At 69.5% G+C, this 18,295-nt stretch carries 18 protein-coding genes; 10 read left to right on the top strand and 8 right to left on the bottom strand.

Translation table 11 applies throughout. The features are described from left to right. Positions 1-15 precede the first annotated feature (15 nt). The 3 genes from ASG69_RS03090 to trhA are packed head-to-tail and all read left to right on the top strand — an operon-like array spanning position 16 to position 2,765. Positions 16-456, top strand: coding sequence for an SRPBCC family protein (locus tag ASG69_RS03090; RefSeq protein WP_056447618.1), 441 nt, complete (start codon positions 16-18; stop codon positions 454-456). After that, on the top strand, positions 453-2,054 hold the full coding sequence (locus tag ASG69_RS03085) for a phytoene desaturase family protein (protein ID WP_056447365.1): 1,602 nt from the start codon (positions 453-455) through the stop codon (positions 2,052-2,054). Before ASG69_RS03090 ends, ASG69_RS03085 begins: the two co-directional genes overlap by 4 nt. Before the next feature lie 42 nt (positions 2,055-2,096). Further along, the gene (trhA, locus tag ASG69_RS03080; RefSeq protein ID WP_056447363.1) at positions 2,097-2,765 is read left to right on the top strand and encodes a PAQR family membrane homeostasis protein TrhA; all 669 of its coding nucleotides are present in this window, start codon (positions 2,097-2,099) and stop codon (positions 2,763-2,765) included. 7 nt (positions 2,766-2,772) lie between these two features. On the opposite strand, the gene ASG69_RS03075 is transcribed toward trhA, so the two are convergent. From ASG69_RS03075 to mca, 3 genes are read right to left on the bottom strand one after another with little or no spacing between them, the layout of a single operon-like run. Next, the gene (locus ASG69_RS03075) at positions 2,773-4,782 is read right to left on the bottom strand and encodes a thioredoxin domain-containing protein (RefSeq protein WP_056447362.1); all 2,010 of its coding nucleotides are present in this window, start codon (positions 4,780-4,782) and stop codon (positions 2,773-2,775) included. A gap of 55 nt (positions 4,783-4,837) precedes the next feature. Then, positions 4,838-5,077, bottom strand: a complete 240-nt coding sequence (locus tag ASG69_RS03070) for a hypothetical protein (RefSeq protein ID WP_027503939.1) — start codon at positions 5,075-5,077, stop codon at positions 4,838-4,840. Next, positions 5,078-5,926 carry a mycothiol conjugate amidase Mca gene (mca, locus tag ASG69_RS03065; RefSeq protein WP_056447616.1) on the bottom strand — a complete coding sequence of 283 codons (849 nt, stop codon included), beginning with the start codon at positions 5,924-5,926 and terminating at the stop codon, positions 5,078-5,080. It lies immediately after the preceding gene. A 136-nt stretch (positions 5,927-6,062) separates the two neighbouring features. Between mca and ASG69_RS03060 the strand changes: the two genes are divergently transcribed. The 3 genes from ASG69_RS03060 (at position 6,063) to ASG69_RS03050 (ending at position 8,144) form a co-directional block, all read left to right on the top strand. Then, the gene (locus tag ASG69_RS03060) at positions 6,063-6,494 is read left to right on the top strand and encodes a DUF4307 domain-containing protein (protein WP_056447360.1); all 432 of its coding nucleotides are present in this window, start codon (positions 6,063-6,065) and stop codon (positions 6,492-6,494) included. A 288-nt stretch (positions 6,495-6,782) separates the two neighbouring features. Beyond that, positions 6,783-7,277 (top strand): transcription elongation factor GreA, encoded by a 495-nt coding sequence (greA, locus tag ASG69_RS03055; protein WP_027503942.1) that lies wholly within the window; start codon positions 6,783-6,785, stop codon positions 7,275-7,277. Positions 7,278-7,421: 144 nt separating this feature from the next. After that, a complete protein-coding gene (locus tag ASG69_RS03050; RefSeq protein ID WP_056447358.1) occupies positions 7,422-8,144 on the top strand; it encodes an FAD:protein FMN transferase in 723 nt (240 codons plus the stop codon). A 19-nt stretch (positions 8,145-8,163) separates the two neighbouring features. Here ASG69_RS03050 and ilvA read toward each other — a convergent pair whose 3' ends face one another. From ilvA to ASG69_RS03035, 3 genes are all read right to left on the bottom strand, one after another. Beyond that, on the bottom strand, positions 8,164-9,381 hold the full coding sequence (ilvA, locus tag ASG69_RS03045; protein ID WP_027503943.1) for a threonine ammonia-lyase: 1,218 nt from the start codon (positions 9,379-9,381) through the stop codon (positions 8,164-8,166). A gap of 26 nt (positions 9,382-9,407) precedes the next feature. After that, on the bottom strand, positions 9,408-10,580 hold the full coding sequence (locus ASG69_RS03040) for a cystathionine gamma-synthase (protein WP_056447615.1): 1,173 nt from the start codon (positions 10,578-10,580) through the stop codon (positions 9,408-9,410). A gap of 63 nt (positions 10,581-10,643) precedes the next feature. Then, entirely contained in the window at positions 10,644-12,029 is a 1,386-nt protein-coding gene (locus ASG69_RS03035; protein WP_027503945.1) for a cystathionine beta-synthase, read from the bottom strand. A gap of 118 nt (positions 12,030-12,147) precedes the next feature. Here ASG69_RS03035 and ASG69_RS03030 point away from each other — a divergent pair, with 118 nt between their 5' ends. Then, positions 12,148-13,122, top strand: coding sequence for an SGNH/GDSL hydrolase family protein (locus tag ASG69_RS03030; RefSeq protein WP_051613045.1), 975 nt, complete (start codon positions 12,148-12,150; stop codon positions 13,120-13,122). Positions 13,123-13,186: 64 nt separating this feature from the next. After that, positions 13,187-14,404 (top strand): acetyl-CoA C-acetyltransferase, encoded by a 1,218-nt coding sequence (locus tag ASG69_RS03025; RefSeq protein ID WP_056447356.1) that lies wholly within the window; start codon positions 13,187-13,189, stop codon positions 14,402-14,404. Between the two features lie 79 nt (positions 14,405-14,483). On the opposite strand, the gene ASG69_RS03020 is transcribed toward ASG69_RS03025, so the two are convergent. Next, positions 14,484-15,332 (bottom strand): Bax inhibitor-1/YccA family protein, encoded by an 849-nt coding sequence (locus ASG69_RS03020; RefSeq protein ID WP_056447354.1) that lies wholly within the window; start codon positions 15,330-15,332, stop codon positions 14,484-14,486. 200 nt (positions 15,333-15,532) lie between these two features. Between ASG69_RS03020 and ASG69_RS03015 the strand changes: the two genes are divergently transcribed. Beyond that, complete coding sequence (locus ASG69_RS03015) at positions 15,533-15,988, top strand: hypothetical protein (protein ID WP_056447352.1); 456 nt, start codon at positions 15,533-15,535, stop codon at positions 15,986-15,988. A gap of 39 nt (positions 15,989-16,027) precedes the next feature. Here ASG69_RS03015 and ASG69_RS03010 read toward each other — a convergent pair whose 3' ends face one another. Beyond that, positions 16,028-17,149, bottom strand: coding sequence for a class I SAM-dependent methyltransferase (locus ASG69_RS03010; protein WP_056447350.1), 1,122 nt, complete (start codon positions 17,147-17,149; stop codon positions 16,028-16,030). Positions 17,150-17,214: 65 nt separating this feature from the next. Between ASG69_RS03010 and ASG69_RS03005 the strand changes: the two genes are divergently transcribed. After that, on the top strand, positions 17,215-18,198 hold the full coding sequence (locus ASG69_RS03005) for an NAD-dependent epimerase/dehydratase family protein (protein ID WP_056447348.1): 984 nt from the start codon (positions 17,215-17,217) through the stop codon (positions 18,196-18,198). The last annotated feature ends 97 nt before the right edge of the window (positions 18,199-18,295 follow it).

Raw genomic sequence — 18,295 nt, 5'->3', positions numbered from 1 at the left:
AGAACAGGAGCAGTCATGACTGTTGTCCGGGACACCACGGCGAGCGTCGATGCCGTGTGGAACGTGCTCTCCGACGGGTGGAGCTACGCGACGTGGGTGGTGGGCGCCTCGCGCATCCGCGCCGTCGACCCCGAGTTCCCCGCGCCCGGCTCGCGGATCCACCATTCGGTCGGGCTGTGGCCCGCCGTGCTGAACGACGAGACGCAGGTACTGAGCATGACGGAGGGACGCGAGGTGACACTCGAAGCGCGCGGGATGCCGGCAGGCAAGGCGACGATCGTCCTGCGCCTGACGCCGCGAGGCTCGGGGTGCCGGATCGAGATGATCGAGCACGCTCGGACCCTCCCGTTCTCGCTCGTTCCCGAGTCGGTCCAGCACGCACTCGTGTATCCCCGCAACACCGAGGCGACACGGCGACTCGCGCTGCTGGCCGAGCGTTCCGCGGTTCCCCGATGACGACCACGACGGTGGACGCCGTCGTGATCGGAGCGGGCCACAACGGACTCGTCGCGGCGTCCGTGCTCGCCGACGCAGGATGGGACGTCGTCGTCCTGGAGTCCGCCCCGGTGCCCGGCGGCGCGGTCCGCAGCGCCGAGCTCACCCCGGGATACGTGAGCGACCTGTTCAGTGCCTTCTATCCCCTCGGTGCGTCGTCCCCGGCGTTCACGGCGCTCGAGCTCGACCGCCACGGACTCCGCTGGACCCACTCACCCGTCGTCTTCGGTCACCCGCGCTCGCCCGACGACGAGGACGCCCCGGTGGTCCACCACGATCCCGAGGACACCGCCGCCATGCTGGCGGAGCACGATCCGCGCGACGGCGAGGCGTGGATGTCCGTGGTGGACCAGTGGAACCGGATCCGCGATCCTCTGCTGCACTCGCTGTTCGGCAGCTCCTTCCCGCCTGTCAAGGGTGCCGCGACGCTCTTCCGGCGCCTCGGGACCGCGGAGACACTGCGGTTCCTGCGCTTCGCAGTACTCCCGGCCCGGGCGATGGCGCACGAGTTGTTCCACAGCGAGGCGGCGCGATGCCTGCTGCTCGGCAACGCCATGCATGCCGACGTCCCCACCGACGCACCCGCGAGCGGCATCATGGGCTACCTGCTGACGATGCTCGCGCAGGATGTCGGCTACCCCGTCCCGGTCGGCGGTGCGCAGGAGCTGACCAGCGCGCTCGTGCGCCGTGCCGAGAGCGCCGGGGCGCGGGTCGTCTGCGGAACCGAGGTGACCTCGATCGACGTCTCCGGCGGTGTCGCCCGCGGCGTGCGGACGGCAGGCGGCGACACGTACGTCGCACGGCGAGCCGTCGTCGCAGACGTGTCCGCTCCCGCGCTGTACGGCTCGCTGTTGCCGCGGGACGCGGTTCCCGCCCGGGTGCACAGCGATCTCGAGAAGTTCGAGTGGGACACCCCGGTGGTGAAGATCAACTACGCGCTCGACTCCCCGATCCCGTGGCGCTCGAAGAGTCTGAACGAGGCGGGCACGGTGCACGTCGGCGCAGACGACGACGGTCTGGTGCGATGGAACGCCGACCTCGTGACAGGCCGCATCCCGGAGCGGCCGTTCATGCTGTTCGGTCAGATGACGACCGCGGACGCCACCCGCTCCCCGGCCGGGACGGAGAGCGCATGGGCATACACACACCTCCCCCGCGGTGTGACGGACGACGCCTCGGGCGACCTGCTCGCCGAGCGGGTCGACACCGTCCTCGAGGAGTACGCGCCCGGGTTCGCGGCGTCGATCGTCGGCAAGCACGTCCAGCGGCCGGGCGACCTGACAGCGGACGACGCCAACCTGTTCGGTGGCGCGGTGAACGGCGGAACGTCGCAACTGCAGCAGCAGTTGGTGTTCCGGCCCGTTCCCGGACTCGGACGTACGGAGACTCCCGTCAGTCGGTTGTTCCTCGGGAGCGCGTCCGCCCATCCGGGCGGCGGCGTGCACGGGGCACCGGGACTGGCTGCGGCGAGGGCCGCGTTGGCGAGCGACGGTGTGCGCGGATGGGTTCACCGCAAGACGATCAGTGCCCTGATGGATCTGACACTCGGTGACCGCTAGTTCGGCCACGGTCGGAGCGCGAACCTACGGTACCGTAGGTTCGTGACTGTCTTCGGGCTCGACGAACTGCCGGTGAAGCCGCGCATGCGCGGATGGATCCACCTGTACGCCTTCGGGGTGTCGGTGGTCTGCGGGATCGTGCTCGTGGTGCTCGCCTACTCGGCGGTGTCCGTCCGGGCCGGTCTCGCGATCACTGTCTACGCCGTCGCGACGTGCGGTCTCTTCGGAGTGAGCGCGACATACCACCGCGTCCACTGGCAGACCGTGCGCAGCCGGACGTGGATGAAACGCGCCGATCACTCGATGATCTTCCTGTTCATCGCCGGCAGTTACACGCCGTTCGCAGTGCTCGGGCTGCCGAGCCGCACCGGCACCATCGTGCTGATCGTGGTGTGGGCCGGTGCGCTGGCCGGAGTGACGCTGAAGATGCTGTGGCCCACGGCCCCTCGCTGGCTGGGCGTGCCCCTGTATCTCGTGCTGGGCTGGGCCATCGTGCCGGTCGCGGGCGAACTCACCCATCGTGTGGGCGTCGGACCGATGGCACTGTTGGTGGCGGGCGGCGTGTTCTACAGCATCGGCGCGGTTCTCTACGCAACGAAATGGCCCAACCCGTGGCCCACCACGTTCGGCCATCACGAGTTCTTCCACGCCGCGACGGTCGTCGCCGCGGTGTGCCACTACATCGCCGTGTGGCTGGTGCTCTTCACCTGATCCGGCGTCACCGGACCAGGAGTGCGGTCAGGTCCTCGGAGTCGGTGACCGGTCGGTCGCACACGAAGCCGTGACACACGTACGCGGCCGACTCGCCGCTCACCAGCGGGCGATCCGCGAGCAGCGGGACCGAGTCGGGCGGACCCGCGACCACCACCGTGCCGCCGGCGGCGACGCGGCGGGCGGTACGCACGAGGTCGTCGTCGACCGACTCCGTGGCGATCGCCACCTGCACCGGTCCCGCCACCGCGGCTTCCGCGACGGTCAGCCAGTGGCCGGCCGACCGGGGTGCCCGCTCGAGCAGGATCGACGCTCGCGCCAGCGACCTGTCCGCCGCCGCACCGAAGCGCGAGGAGTTCTCGCTGGACGCGGCCACCGTCAGCAGAGCCTCGGTGATCAGTGCCGCTCCGGACGGGGTCGCGTTGTCGAGTGGATCGCGAGGCCGGGTCACGAGCGTCTCCGCGTCGTCGGCGGTGTCGAACCAGCTGCCCGGCTGCTCAGGATCGGCGAAGTGGTCGAGCGCGACGTCGAGTACCTCCTCCGCCGCCGTCAGCCAACGTGCCTCCCCGGTCGCCTGGTGCAGCGCGGCGAGAGCGACGGCGAGTGCGCCGTGATCCTCCGCGATGGCCGCCGCATCGCCCACGACACCGCCCAGGGACGCACGCCGTAGTCGGCCGTCGACGCGGTGCAGGTCCAGGATGCGGTCCGCGCAGCGTGCTGCCGCATCGACCCAGTTCCGGTACCCCAGCGCGGCGCCGCCCTCGGCCAGCGCCGTGATCGCGAAGCCGTTCCAGGCGGTCACCACCTTGTCGTCGCGCCCCGGCTGAGGACGCGTGGCACGCGACGCGGCCAGTGCTGCGCGCATGCGTGCGAAACGCTCGGGGTCCGTCGGTTCGGCCCGCAGCTGCAACACGGACGCCCCCTCCTCGAACGTGCCCGTGTCGGTCACCCCGAACACCTGTGCGGCCCGAGCCCCGTCCTCGTCGCCCAGCACCTCGACCAGCTGCGCGGGTGTCCACGCGTAGGTCAGACCCTCCACCCCGTCGGTGTCGGCGTCCAGGGCGGAGGCGAAGCACCCGTCGTCCGTGCCGAGATCGCGCAGGAGGAAGTCGGCGGTGTCGACGGCCACACGATGAGCGAACGCATCGCCGCGGCGCGCCAGGTGAGCGTAGAAGCGCAGCAGCAACGCGTTGTCGTAGAGCATCTTCTCGAAGTGCGGCACCACCCAGTCCGCATCGACGGAGTACCGGGCGAAACCGCCCCCGAGCTGGTCGTACATCCCGCCGCGGGCCATGGCGTCGGCGGTACGGCCCACCGCAGCGCGGGCAGGCTCCGACCCGGTGCGCTCGACGTGGCGGAGCAGCCCCTCCACGAGAGACGACGGTGGGAACTTCGGTGCTCCGCCGAAGCCGCCGCGCGGCACGTCCTCGTCCGCCAGAACGCGCGCCACCGCCTCGTCGACCAGGGCGGCGTCGACGACTCGGTCGCCCTCCGGGATGCCCGCGGCGGTCCTGCGCAGTTCCGCGACCACCGAGGCCGACGCCTGCTGCACCTCGTCACGACGGGTGCGCCACGTCTCGGAGATGGCTTCGAGTAGCTGCGTGAACGACGGCATCCCCTGCCGAGGTGTGGGCGGGAAGTAGGTGCCGCAGTAGAACGGTTCCGCGTCGGGGGTGAGGAACGCCGTCATCGGCCAACCGCCCTGACCCGTCATCGCGACCGTCGCGTTCATGTAGACGGCGTCGATGTCGGGACGTTCCTCGCGATCGACCTTGATGCACACGAAGTTCGCGTTCATGATCTCCGCGATGGCGTCGTTCTCGAACGACTCGTGTGCCATCACGTGACACCAGTGACACGCCGAGTAGCCCACCGACAGCAGGACCGGGACGTCTCGTTCGCGAGCCCACGCCAGGGCGTCGTCACCCCACTGCTGCCAGTGCACGGGATTGTCGGCGTGCTGACGCAGGTAGGGGCTCGTCGAGTCGGACAGGGTGTTGCGCTCACGGGTGGCCACCCCTGCAGTGTCCCCCGTGACACCCGGCGCAATCACCGCTCGGGTCGCAAACCCCTCACCGCTCGGGTCGGAAGCCTCCGCGGTCCGTGCCCTCGTCCGCCGCCTGGTCCGGCGTCGGATCCTCCGGCTCGAAGGACGCCGGAAGCTTCTTGAAGTGCGCGTTCATCGACCGCACCAACAGGGCGGTACCGATGAGCAACAGCACGATGATGACGAGGCCGACGGGTGACGCCTTACCGAACTCGGGCCCGGTGTTGTTCTGCGCCAGTATGATCGACGCGCTGAGCACGGTCATCTAGGACTCGATCCCGGCGAACAGGTCGGTCTCGGGCAGCGACGTGCGCACGCGGGTCCGCGCCAGCTCGTACTCCTCGGTCGGCCACAGCTTCTTCTGCACGTCGACCGGGACCGCGAAGAAGCGGCCGTTCGGATCGATCTGGGTGCGGTGCGCACGCAGTGCGTCGTCACGCTGCTGGAAGTAGTCCGCGCACTCCACCTGGGTGGTGACGCGCTCCATGATCTCGCCGCGATCCTTCGGCCACTGCGCGAGCCATTCCGTGAACGGCCCCTCCTGACCGGAGGCGATCATCTCGTCGTCGAACAACTGCATGCGCTGGCGGATGAAGCCGTGGGAGTAGTAGAGCTTCGAGACCTCCCACGCCTCGCCCGTTCCGGGGAACTGCTCGGGATCGCCGGCCGCCTCGTACGCGGCGACCGACACCTCATGGCAGCGGATGTGGTCGGGGTGGGGGTAGCCACCCTTCTCGTCGTAGGTCGTCATGACGTGCGGCTTGAAGTCGCGCACCACGCGCACCAGAGCCTCGGTCGACTCCTCGAGCGGCACCAGCGCGAAGCATCCCTCGGGAAGCGGCGGCAGCGGATCTCCCTCCGGCAGACCGGAGTCCACGAACCCCAGCCACGTCTGCCGCACCCCGAGAATGGCTGCGGCAGCGGCCATCTCCTCCTTGCGCACCTCGGACATGCGCTCGCGCACACCGGGGATGTCCATGGCCGGGTTGAGGATGTCGCCGCGCTCACCGCCGGTGAGCGTGACCACCAGCACCTCGTTGCCCTCGGCCGCGTAACGCGCCATGGTGGCAGCGCCCTTGGAGGACTCGTCGTCGGGATGGGCGTGCACTGCCATCAGTCGCAGTCCGCTCACGTGTGCCTCACTTCAACTATCGGTGGTGCTCCGGTTCCGGTCCGGGCACCTCCAATAGTTCCACTTCGTCCGGTACCCCGCCGAGGCGGTACCGGGTCCGCGGGTAAGTTCGACGGCGATGTCCACCACGCCGCAGAGTCTCCCCGAGGGTCGCTACCCCACCAGTCGGGGAATCGCCCCGTCCCGTGTCCTCGCCGTGGCTCTGACGCTTCTGGTCATCGCGCTGGGCGTGGCCGTCGCCTACCTCGGATACACCAAGTTCACCACCCCCGACGTCGACGGGACCATGGTGTCGTTCGACATCGTCGGCGAGGACCGCGTCGACGTACGCCTGAACGTGACCAGGGACGACCCGTCCCAGCCCGCGGTCTGCATCATCCGATCGCGATCGCGCGACGGAACCGAGACCGGGCGACGCGAAGTACTGATCCCGGCGTCCGAGAACGGCACCGAGGACGTCCGCAGCTTCGTGATCACCTCGGCCGCGCCGGGCCTCGCCGACCTCTACGGATGCAGCCTGGACATACCGGAACATCTCACACCTCGGTGACCGTCGGGTGCCGACCAAGAAACCACGAAGTTCTTTCGTGGTAAAATCGCTTCGTACACGGCTCACCCAGTGGGGCCGTGTATTGCTGCATTGACGGGCGTAACGCGAGCACTCGAGCCAAGGGCCGTTCGCATCGACCGCGTTCCGCCCCGGCGGAACGCCCTGCTCGTGACGGAGCTCGCGCACCAGCGCGGGCTCTCTTTCACGTGTGGGCTCGGTGACACCACCGCACGCCGCCTACGAATACCGGAGCCGAACGGCTCTGAAGAACACGAGGGAGTGATCGAGATGAGCGAGACCCAGGTGACCTGGCTGACCCAGGAGTCGCACGACAGGCTCAAGGGCGAACTCGACCAGCTCATCGCCAACCGACCCGTCATCGCCGCGGAGATCAACGAGCGACGGGAAGAGGGCGACCTCAAGGAGAACGGTGGATACCACGCCGCCCGCGAGGAGCAGGGCCAGCAGGAGGCGCGTATCCGCCAGCTGCAGGAGCTGCTGAACAACGCCAAGGTCGGCGAGGCTCCCACCCAGTCGGGCGTCGCGCTCCCCGGGTCGGTCGTCAAGGTCTACTACGACGGTGACGAGTCCGATTCCGAGACGTTCCTCATCGCCACGCGTGAGGAGGGCGCACGGGACGGCAAGCTCGAGGTCTACTCCCCCAACTCGCCCCTCGGCGGCGCATTGATCGACGCCAAGGTCGGCGACACGCGCGAGTACTCGCTGCCCAACGGCAAGACCATGAAGGTCACGCTCGCGAGCGCGGAGCCGTACCACAACTGATCTCGCACGACGCATGTCGTTCGGCCCCGCACGTTCGCGTACGGGGCCGAACTGCGTTTCCCATCCGTGTGGCCGCCGGGCTCGAAGCCCTGGTGTAACAGGCACGCGCTCGCCGAGCGATGAACGCCATGGAGGTGCCACCAGATGAGTCTCGCCACGAAGGCATTCGCAGGGTTCGACATCGACGACCGCCACGTGCGGGTGGTCGTCACCGACGCGGCCGTGATCACCGATGCGGCAGCCGCGGCGCGCACCGCCCTGGACACGTGGCTCGACATCGTCTCGCTCACCCGTGCGGACTCCGAACTGCAGCGACTGAACCGCTCCTTCGGCCGGACCGTGCGCGTCTCCCCTGCTCTGGCGGACCAGGTGCGACACGCCCTCGCCGCCGCGGACCTGACGGCCGGCGCCGTCGATCCGCTCCGCAGCTCGCGCACGGACACTCACGAGGCCATCGAGGTCGACGGTCTCGGCGTGCGCCTTCCCGGCTGGGCCACAGTCGATCTGGACGCGACAGCGCTCGCCGTGGTCGTGGAGCGCATCGCCGCGACGATCGCACGCCGCTTCGCCTGCGGGGCACTGGTGTCGGTGTCGGGTGCGAACTCGACCGACACCGACATTGCCGTCGCCGGGCCGGAACCCGTTCGTGGATGGCAGATCTCGGTGATCGACGGCTCGGCGGAACGCCTCGTTCCGATCGCCTCGGGAACCACGATGGTGACCACCACGGGCACCACCACGGCCACGGTGGCCGCGCCCTCCCCCGTGGTGGCAGCCGCGCTGTCGCGCGCCGCGGCAGCGGGCGCCGACGCGCTGGTCGATCGCGCCGCCGACCACGCCTCCGCCGCGGTCTTCATCGCCGCCTGATCACTCCTGAACTGTCCGATCACTCCTGAACTTCGGCCTCGTATCCGGCGGCCGCGAGACCCGACAGCACGGCGGCGCGGTGATCCGGGCCCCGGGTCTCCAGGGTCATCATGATCTCGACCTCGTCCATCGCCAGCCGCCCTGCCGTGCGCGCGTGCACCACGTCGACCACACTCGCGGCCGTGTCGCGTGCCACGCCGAGCACCCCCACCAGGCCACCCGGGCGGTCGGGGATGACGATGCGCACCGTCAGATAGCGACCCGCCGCTCGCAACCCGTGCGCGACGACGTGTGTCAGCAGGAGCGGATCGATGTTGCCGCCGGACAGGACAGCGACGATCGGGCCGTCACCGTGGAACTGTTCGGGATGGTCCATGAGCGCAGCGACGGCTGCCGCTCCGGCGGCTTCGACGATGAGTTTGGCGCGCTCCATACACAGCAGCAGTGCCCGCGACAGCGCATCCTCGCTGACGGTGATCACGCGGTCCACCATTTCGGTGACGTGCGCGAAGGGGACCGCCCCGGGACGCCCCACGGCGATACCGTCGGCCATCGTCGACATCCGTTCGGCAGAGATCGGCATACCGGCCTCGAGCGATCCGGGCCACGCGGCTGCCTGTTCCGCCTGCACCCCGACGATGCGAATGTCCTTGCCGCTCAACGCGACGGCAGCGGCGATGCCGGCGACGAGACCGCCGCCGCCGGTCGGCACCACGATGGTGCCCACATCGGGCATCTGGTCGAGAATCTCGACGCCGACCGTGGCCTGGCCAGCGACCACGTCGATGTGATCGAACGGGTGGATCAGCACGGCGCCGGTCTCGTCGGCGAAGGCCATGGCCGCCAGGAGAGCCTCGTCGATGGTGGTGCCCACCTGGTGAATGGTGGCCCCGTACGCCTTGGTGGCCACCAACTTCGGCAGCGGCGCACCGTTCGGCATGAACACCGTCGACGCGGCCCCGAGTTCCGACGCCGCCCACGCGACGCCCTGCGCGTGATTGCCGGCACTGGCCGCGACCACCCCACGAGCGCGCTCCTCGTCGGTCAGACCCGCGATCCGGTTGTACGCACCCCGCGGCTTGAACGATCCGGTGCGCTGCAGGTTCTCGCACTTGAGCCACACCTGGCGGTCGGTGCGATCGGACAGGACACGGGACGCCACGAGGGGTGTGCGGCGCATGACCGGGGCGAGCAGCGCGGTGGCGCGGTCCAGCCGGTCGGCGGTGAGGAGATCCATGGCTGGAACCCTAAACCCGAATGCTCCTAGGCGAGCGCCTGTTCTATGTCTCCCACCAGGTCGGCGGCGTCCTCGATGCCGACAGACAGGCGCACCAGGTCGTCCGGCACCTCGAGAAGCGAGCCGGCGGTGGAGGCGTGGGTCATCGCTCCGGGGTGCTCGATGAGCGACTCGACGCCGCCGAGCGACTCCGCGAGCGTGAAGATCTCGGTGCGGGCGCACAGGTCGAGCGCGGCCTGGCGGCCACCCTTCAGACGGACCGACACCATGCCGCCGAACCGACGCATCTGCTTCGCGGCGACGGCGTGGGACGGGTGGCTCTCGGATCCCGGGTAGATGACCGAGGAGACGGCAGGGTGACCCGTCAGCAACTCGACGATCTTCTCGGCGTTGTCGCTGTGCCGCTCCATGCGCAGGGCGAGCGTCTTGATGCCGCGCAGCGTGAGGAACGCGTCGAACGGTCCGGGAACACCGCCGGCGCCGTTCTGCAGGAAGGCGAACGACGCGTCCAGTTCCTCGTCGTTGCACACGAGGGCGCCGCCGACCACGTCGGAGTGTCCACCGATGTACTTCGTCGTCGAGTGCAGCACCACGTCGGCTCCGAGCGTGAGGGGCTGCTGCAGGTACGGCGACGCGAACGTGTTGTCGACGACGATCTTCGCGCCCGCCTCGTGTGCGACGCCCGACAGAGCCTCGATGTCGCCGACGTTGAGCAGCGGATTGGTGGGCGTCTCGACCCAGACCAGCTTCGTGTTGGGGCGAATGGCCTCGCGCACGGCGTCGACGTCCGACACCGCGGCCACCGAGTACTCGATGCCCCACTGGGTGAACACCTTGTCGATGAGCCGGAAGGTGCCGCCGTACGCGTCGTTCGGGATCACGAGGTGGTCGCCCGGGCGCAGCGACGCCCGCAGGAGGGCGTCCGTCGCGGCCATGCCCGAGGAGAACGCGCGACCGTAGTGGCCGTTCTCGAGGGCTGCCAGGTTGGCCTCGAGCGGACGCCGGGTCGGGTTGCCGGTGCGGGCGTACTCGAACCCGCTGCGCATACCACCCACGCCGTCCTGGGCGAAGGTGGAGCTCGCGTAGATCGGGACGTTGACCGCACCGGTCAGCGGGTCGGGCTCGTACCCGGCGTGCACCGCGCGAGTGGAGAACCCCTGCCAGGACGTCGTGTCGGACTTGCTGCGCTGCTCACTCATGCGCACCAGCCTAACGAGCGGGCAGGCCGGAGGCCGGTCGGGATAGGTCAGTAGTTCCGTGTGTCAGGACGCGGTGGTGACGAATCCGAGGAGATCGTGGCGGGTGATGACGCCGACCGGCTTGCCGTCGTCGACGACCATGACGGCGTCGGTGTCGCCGAGCGTCTTCGTCGCGGCCGAGACCGGCTCACCGGCGCCGATGAGCGGGAACGGCGCACTCATGTGCGTCTTCACGGCGTCGGACAGGTTCGCCCGGCCCTCGAACACGGCACTGAGCAGATCGCGCTCGCTGACACTGCCCGCGACCTCGCCCGCCATGACCGGCGGCTCGGCGCCGACGACCGGCATCTGGGAGACGCCGTACTCGCGCAGGATCTCGATGGCGTCGCGCAGCGTCTCGGACGGGTGCGTGTGCACGAGGTCGGGCAGTGCGCCGGACTTGCCGCGCAGCACGTCACCGACGGTGGGCTCGGCGGTGCCGCCGTCGAGCCGGGTGCGCAGGAAGCCGTAGGAGCTCATCCACTTGTCGTTGAAGATCTTGCCGAGGTAGCCGCGACCACCGTCGGGCAGCAGGACGACGACGAGGGCGTCCGGGCCCTCGCGCTCGGCCACCTGCAGCGCGGCGACCATGGCCATACCGCAGGATCCGCCGACCAGCAGGCCTTCCTCGCGGGCCAGGCGACGCGTCATCTCGAACGAGTCGGCGTCGGACACGGCGATGATCTCGTCCGGGATCGACGGGTCGTACGCGCTGGGCCAGAAGTCCTCGCCCACGCCCTCGACGAGGTACGGCCGGCCGGTCCCGCCCGAGTAGACGGAACCCTCGGGATCGGCACCGATGATCTTCACCGCACCGCCCGACATCTCCTTGAGGTAGCGACCGGTTCCGGTGATGGTGCCGCCGGTACCGACGCCGGCGACGAAGTGCGTGATCTTGCCGTCCGTGTCGTTCCAGATCTCGGGTCCGGTGGTCTCGTAGTGGCTCTGCGGACCACCCGGATTGGCGTACTGGTTGGGCTTCCAGGCACCGTCGATCTCGCGCACGAGGCGGTCCGAGACGCTGTAGTAGCTGTCCGGATCCTCGGGGGCGACCGCGGTGGGGCACACGACGACCTGCGCGCCGTAGGCACGTAGGACGTTGCGCTTGTCCTCGCCGACCTTGTCGGGGCACACGAAGACGCACTTGTAGCCGCGCTGCTGTGCGACGAGGGCCAGGCCGACTCCGGTGTTGCCGGAGGTGGGCTCGACGATGGTGCCGCCGGGCTTCAGTTCACCGGACGCCTCGGCCGCCTCGATCATCTTGACGGCGATGCGGTCCTTCGAACTGCCACCGGGATTGAGGTACTCCACCTTGGCGGCGAGGAGTGCGGACCCGGGGGCGACGACGGTGTTCAGCTTCACCAGCGGGGTGTTGCCGATGAGGTCGACGACGCTGTTTGCAATGCGCATGCGTCCATCCTCCCAGATGTCCGGCCGGACACCCACCGAGCCTCGTCGCGCTGCGGCGATCGCACTGCACGGCACCACCGTCGGCGCACCTAGAATCGGACAGGTGAACGGAGGTGCGATGCAGCAGGGCGGCTCGGGTCGCGGTGGGTGGCGACAGGCAGCGGTGGCGGGAGCCGCCACCGTCGTCGCGGGATCCGGCGCGGGAACGCTGTCCTGGGCCGCGTACCGGCACCTGCTGGCGCAGGCGGCCGCTGCCCGGACCGTGATCGGCCGCAGCACGGACCGGCCGCCCGAGGCCGACGGTGTGTACGCCCCGGGTGCGCGCGTCCCGCAGCGGTGGCGCCCCGGCGTGCAGTCCGACCTGCACCTGATGATCTTCGGCGACTCGACGGCGGCCGGCATGGGCTGCGTCGTCGCGGACGAGGTGCCGGGCGTGCTGATCGCGCGGGGTCTCGCCGACGAGAGCGGGAAGCGGATCCGGTTGAGCACCAAGGCCATTCCCGGCGCGACATCCAAGGGACTCGAGGGTCAGGTCGATGCGATGCTGGTCGCCCACCACGACCGGCCCGACGCTGCGGTCGTCTTCATCGGCGCCAACGACGTCACCAAGAAGCATGCGGTGGCGGCCTCGGCCGAGCGTCTGCGTACCGCGGTGCGTCGCCTGCGGGCGGAGGGCACCGTCGTGGTCGTCGGAACGTGCCCGGATCTCGGTGTCGTCACCGCCATCCCGCAGCCGCTCCGCGCTGTCGTGCGGACGTGGGGCCACCGACTCGCGCGGGCTCAGACGTCGGCGACTCTCGCCGCCGGCGGCCACCCCGTCGCGCTGGCGGATCTGCTCGCCCCGGAGTTCCTCGCGGCACCGGAGCGGATGTTCTCGGCCGACCGTTTCCATCCGTCCGCGGCCGGATACGAACTCGCTGCCCAGCAGATCCTGCCCGTGCTGGCGGCCGCGCTGGGCGAATGGGCGGGCGGCCCCCTGCCGACGCTGCCCACGGTGTCGGACGTCGCCGAGCAGCGTCGCCTCGTCTCCCGCCTCACCGCCTCGGCCAACCGCCACGTGTCGCGGCTACGGCCGCGAGACGCCCTGCAGTGACCGGGGGCAGACCGGACGAGAGTTACCCTCCAGTCATATCGTCGCCAACCCCAGGAGTCCTCCCATGCCAGAAGCAGTGATCGTGTCCGTGGCCCGTTCGCCCATCGGGCGCGCGATGAAGGGGTCGCTCGTGAGCATGCGTCCCGACGACCTCGCAGCGCAGATGGTCAAGGCAGCCCTCGACAAGGTGCCCGCCCTCGACCCCACCATGATCGACGACCTCCTCATGGGGTGCGGTCTGCCCGGCGGCGAGCAGGGCTTCAACATCGGCCGCAACGTCGCCATCCAGCTCGGCTACGACTTCCTCCCCGGCACCACCATCACCCGCTACTGCTCCTCGTCGCTGCAGACCACCCGCATGGCACTGCACGCCATCAAGGCCGGCGAGGGCGACGTGTTCATCTCCGCCGGAGTCGAGACCGTCTCCCGCTTCGTCAAGGGCAACTCCGACTCCTACCCGGACACCCAGAACCCCATCTACGCCGACGCCCAGGCCCGCACCGAGAAGATCGCCGAGGGTGGCCAGACCTGGTCCGACCCCCGCGAGAACGGCAACCTCCCCGACGCGTACATCGCGATGGGCCAGACCGCAGAGAACGTCGCCCAGCTCACCGGCATCAGCCGTGAGGAGCAGGACCACTGGGGCGTCCGCAGCCAGAACCGCGCCGAGGAAGCCATCGCCAAGGGCCACTTCGAGAACGAGATCACCCCGGTCACGCTGCCCGACGGCACCGTCGTCAGCACCGACGACGGCCCCCGCGCCGGCACCACCTACGAGAAGATCTCGCAGCTCAAGCCGGTCTTCCGCCCGGACGGCACCATCACCGCCGGCAACGCCTGCCCGCTGAACGACGGCGCCGCGGCACTGGTGATCATGTCCGACACCAAGGCCAAGGAGCTCGGGCTGACCCCGCTCGCCCGCGTCGTGGCCACCGGCGTCTCGGGCCTCTCGCCCGAGATCATGGGCCTCGGCCCCATCGAGGCCTCGAAGAAGGCGCTCGCGCTCGCCGGCAAGACCATCGACGACATCGACCTGGTCGAGATCAACGAAGCCTTCGCCGTCCAGGTGATCGGCTCCGCCCGGGAACTGAAGATCGACGAGGACAAGCTCAACGTCTCCGGCGGCGCCATCGCCCTCGGCCACCCCTTCGGCATGACCGGTGCCCGCATCACCGCGACCCTGCTCAACAACCTGCGCGCCCACGACAAGCAGTTCGGTCTCGAGACCATGTGCGTCGGCGGCGGACAGGGCATGGCCATGGTGCTCGAACGCCTCAGCTGAGTCGTCCCGTACACAGCGAACAGCCCCCGCCCTCCGAGAGGAGGACGGGGGCTGTCGGCTGTGACGACTACTGCTGGAACTAGTCGTTGTTGAAGTAGCTCAGCAGTCGCAGGATTTCGACGTACAGCCAGACCAGGGTGATGGTCAGACCGAGCGCGACGCCCCAGGCAGCCTTCTCCGGTGCCTGGGCACGGATCAGCTGGTCGGCGGAGTCGAAGTCGAGCAGGAAGCTGAACGCGGCGATGCCGATGCAGACGAGGCTGAAGATGATGGCGACGGTGCCGCCGTCACGCAGTCCGAGCCCGCCGGGGGTGAAGAAGCTGGCGACCAGGTTGCCGAGCATGAGCACGACGACACCGATGAGGGCGCCGACGACCATGCGGGTGAGGCGCGGCGTGACACGGATGGCGCCGGTCTTGTAGACGACGAGCATGCCGAAGAAGACGCCGAAGGTGCCGAGCACGGCCTGGGCGATGAGCGCACTGCCGCCGACGCCGCCGAAGCTGATGTCGGTGAACATGAGCGACAGGGCACCGAGGAACACGCCCTCGAAGGCCGCGTACGCGAGCACCAGGGGCGCGCTGTCCATCTTGCGGCCGAACGTCGCCACGAGGACGAGGACGAAGCCGATGAGTCCGCCGCCGATGACGAACATCGGGGCCAGGCCGGGGTTGTTGCTCGCGAGCACGTAGGACGCGATGGCGAACACCGTGAGGACACCGAGGGTGGTGGCCGTCTTGGTGACGACGTCGTCGATCGTCATCGCACGCTGCTGCGAACCGGTCTGGTACGGCTGCGGCTGTCCCTGCGGGGAGCCGTACTGCTGGGTGACCGCACCGGCACCGGCGGCGGCCGAACCGAAGGAGGCATATCCGCCTCCCGCCTGCTTGGGCAGATTGCGGAACACCGGGTTGCTGGAAGTGCGCACCGTGTCTCATCCCTTTCGTGTGATGGAGCCTGTGTATCTCTCAACGTTCGGATGCGACGGAAAAGTTCCCATCGGACAAAACGGACTGTACCGGGCGGACGTCGCCGTTCCCCCAGCGCAGTACCGCATCAGTACACACGGTCGGCGCACGTTTGTCCGCTCACGTTTGTCGCTCGGGCGATCCGGGCACCTTCTCCCTCATGAGCATCGAAGACGGACCCGGAGACACGCTGGACCAGAGTGAGAGTCTCGACTCGGACGAGATCCGAGGCACGGACGACGTCGACGACGTGGTCACCCCGCCGGACTCGTGGACCGAGGCCGACAAGTTCGGCACCACCGAACGCGAGGCGCGGGAGGGTGAGAGCCTCGACCAGAAGCTGGCCGAGGAAGTGCCGGACGTCCCGCTCGAGGAGGAACTCGACGTCCCCGTGGCGGCGACACCAGACGACGATCTGACCGAGGAACTGGTGGACCGAGTCGTCGACAGCGACGACGAGAACGACTACATCGCGGACGCCACGGAGGACGACGGCACCGACGGCGCCGCCGTGAAGGACGCGGACGTGGTGGACGGAGTCGTGGTGGAGAACTCCGCGACGCACCGCGGCCAGATCGACGGTACCCCCGAGGACGCGGGCTCCTACTTCGACTGAGTCACGTCCGCCTGACTTGTGCGGCCGACACATTCACCGTCACCTGATCGACCGGGTGACGGTGAATTTGTCGTTGCGGCCCATCACCTCCGTCGGCCCGACCATGCGCGCGAGCATGGAGCGGAACCGCAGGTGTGAGTTGTGCACCGCCCACAGTTCGCCGCCGGGGCGCAGGACGGTCCGCGCGGCCGCGAACAGTTTCTCCGCTCCCCCGGTGTGCACGGCCGCGTTCTCGTGGAACGGTGGATTGCACAGGATCACGTCGGCGCTCGCGGGCGCCTCCGACGCCATGGCGTCGTCCCGACGCGCCGTGACCCACACGCCGGACGCCTCCGCCGTGGCCGCCGCCGAGGCCACCGCCGCGGCCGAGCGGTCTGTGACGACCACCTCCGCGTCCGGCCGCAGGCGCGCGGCGAGGACCGCGAGAATGCCGGTCCCGCACCCCAGATCGACGATGCGGCGCGCGTCGTGCGACATCCGGTCGAGGAACGTGCACAGGTACCGGGTGCCGATGTCCAGCCGGTCCCCGGAGAAGACGGCACCGTGGGCGACCACGGTGAGGTCCAGATCGGCGAGGACGGTCGACACGGGGTACGTCGCGCTCTCGCGAGGCAGCGGCCCGGTCGCCACCAACCCGCGGGACTTCTGCGCCGCGCGGGTGGCCGCCACGTCGGTGAAGTTCGCGGCGAGCACGTCGTTCATCGACCGACTCATGTGTTTGAGTCGACCCGCCGAGATGACGCGGACCGACGGATCCGCCCAGCGGGCAACGGCTTCGGCGATCTCGGTGAGCTCGGCGAGGGCGCGGGGAAGCTGCAGCAGCACCACGGTCGCACCGTCGAGCAACTCTCGATCCAACGCGTGGTTCGTGTAGACGTCGCCGAGGCCGAGCGCGCCGGCGTTGCGGGCCAGCGCGAGCTCGGAGGTGAGGGGATCCTGGTGCACGCGAATGCCGGTGAGGCCGTGCGCGGCGGCGGTCCCGAGGGTCAGCGCGCCGTACCGGTCGCCGATCACCGCGACCGACCCGGGCTCGGCGGTGGAGGTCGACTCCGCGGCCTCGGCCAGGATCAACCGGTCGGAGGCGTCGACGGCGTGGAGATTGGGCGCCTCGACATCGGGTGAGCGACGGAGCGCGCCGAGAACATGGTCCGGATCCTGCATCGTCGCAGTCTCTCACTCCCACCGAACCTTGCTTGAATCCCGACGTCAGCGGGCATCATCGACCCATGGGACTCACAGTGGCAGTGACCGGTCCGACCGGCGAGATCGGCATGTCGGCGGTGGACGCGCTCGAGCGCGATCCGGCCGTGGACCGCATCCTCGGCATGGCGCGACGACCGTTCGACGTGGACGAGCACGGCTGGACCAAGACGGAGTACCGGCAGGGCGACATACTCGATCGTGAGGCGGTGGACGTCTTCGTCGCCGAGGCGGATGTCGTGGTGCACCTCGCCTTCCTCATCATGGGATCGCGTGCCGAGAGTTCACGGATCAACCTGGCCGGGACTCGCACCGTCTTCGAGGCGACGGTGGCCGCCGCGCGGCCGACACGGCTCGTCTACACCTCGTCCGTCGCCGCGTACGGCTATCACTCGGACAACCGGGTGCCGCTGACCGAGGACACGCCGACGCGCGGATCGAAGGAGCACTACTACTCCGAGCAGAAGGCCGAACTCGAGGAGGTCCTCGACGAGGTCACCACGGGATCGGATCTCGAGGTGTACGTCCTGCGGCCCTGCATCGTCGCCGGCCCGAAAGCGCCCGCCCTGGCCGACTCCATGCCGTGGCGCTCGATCGCGGCCCAACTCCCCGCACCACTGGGGGCCGTGGTCGGCGCGGTGCGTCCGGTGTTCCCCGACCCGGGACACCCGCTGCAACTGGTGCACCACGACGACGTGGCGACGGCCATCGCGCTCGCCGCGACCACGGACGCACCTCCCGGCCCGTACAACATCGCGGGCGACGGGGTGGTGTCCCTGTCGCAGGTGGCGGCCGCGCTGGGCGCCTTCCCGGTGCGGGTGCCGTCCCTCCTCGGGTCTGCGGCGTCGGCGGTGATCCGCACCCTCCCGTTCGTCCCGTCGATGGTGGAGTGGGTGCACGTGGGACGGACGTCCGTCGTCATGGACACCTCGAAGGCCAAGCGCGACCTCGGGTGGCATCCCGCGCACAGCAGCTCCGCCACCCTGAACGCCCTCGTCGCGTCGCTGTGACACGACGGGGAGTTGCACCGGGTACGAGCACCCCACTAGCGTGACTCCGCGCACTTGAACACCGTTCAAGTGGTCCTCGCTCACGCCACGCACAGGA

Origin of the sequence: Rhodococcus sp. Leaf225 (assembly GCF_001426145.1) — a bacterium.
Lineage (GTDB): Bacteria > Actinomycetota > Actinomycetes > Mycobacteriales > Mycobacteriaceae > Rhodococcoides.
This window is presented reverse-complemented; position numbering and strand designations above follow the sequence as displayed.

Bases quoted from the DNA above. Each gene is read 5' to 3' on its own strand.
- greA (WP_027503942.1), top strand. From the start codon at position 6,783: ATGAGCGAGACCCAGGTGACCTGGCTGACCCAGGAGTCGCACGACAGG.
- ilvA (WP_027503943.1), bottom strand. From the start codon at position 9,381: ATGGATCTCCTCACCGCCGACCGGCTGGACCGCGCCACCGCGCTGCTC.
- ASG69_RS03035 (WP_027503945.1), bottom strand. From the start codon at position 12,029: ATGCGCATTGCAAACAGCGTCGTCGACCTCATCGGCAACACCCCGCTG.
- ASG69_RS03060 (WP_056447360.1), top strand. From the start codon at position 6,063: ATGTCCACCACGCCGCAGAGTCTCCCCGAGGGTCGCTACCCCACCAGT.
- ASG69_RS03025 (WP_056447356.1), top strand. From the start codon at position 13,187: ATGCCAGAAGCAGTGATCGTGTCCGTGGCCCGTTCGCCCATCGGGCGC.
- ASG69_RS03040 (WP_056447615.1), bottom strand. From the start codon at position 10,580: ATGAGTGAGCAGCGCAGCAAGTCCGACACGACGTCCTGGCAGGGGTTC.
- ASG69_RS03070 (WP_027503939.1), bottom strand. From the start codon at position 5,077: ATGACCGTGCTCAGCGCGTCGATCATACTGGCGCAGAACAACACCGGG.
- ASG69_RS03015 (WP_056447352.1), top strand. From the start codon at position 15,533: ATGAGCATCGAAGACGGACCCGGAGACACGCTGGACCAGAGTGAGAGT.
- ASG69_RS03090 (WP_056447618.1), top strand. From the start codon at position 16: ATGACTGTTGTCCGGGACACCACGGCGAGCGTCGATGCCGTGTGGAAC.
- mca (WP_056447616.1), bottom strand. From the start codon at position 5,926: ATGGCAGTGCACGCCCATCCCGACGACGAGTCCTCCAAGGGCGCTGCC.
- ASG69_RS03010 (WP_056447350.1), bottom strand. From the start codon at position 17,149: ATGCAGGATCCGGACCATGTTCTCGGCGCGCTCCGTCGCTCACCCGAT.
- ASG69_RS03005 (WP_056447348.1), top strand. From the start codon at position 17,215: ATGGGACTCACAGTGGCAGTGACCGGTCCGACCGGCGAGATCGGCATG.
- ASG69_RS03030 (WP_051613045.1), top strand. From the start codon at position 12,148: ATGCAGCAGGGCGGCTCGGGTCGCGGTGGGTGGCGACAGGCAGCGGTG.
- ASG69_RS03085 (WP_056447365.1), top strand. From the start codon at position 453: ATGACGACCACGACGGTGGACGCCGTCGTGATCGGAGCGGGCCACAAC.
- ASG69_RS03050 (WP_056447358.1), top strand. From the start codon at position 7,422: ATGAGTCTCGCCACGAAGGCATTCGCAGGGTTCGACATCGACGACCGC.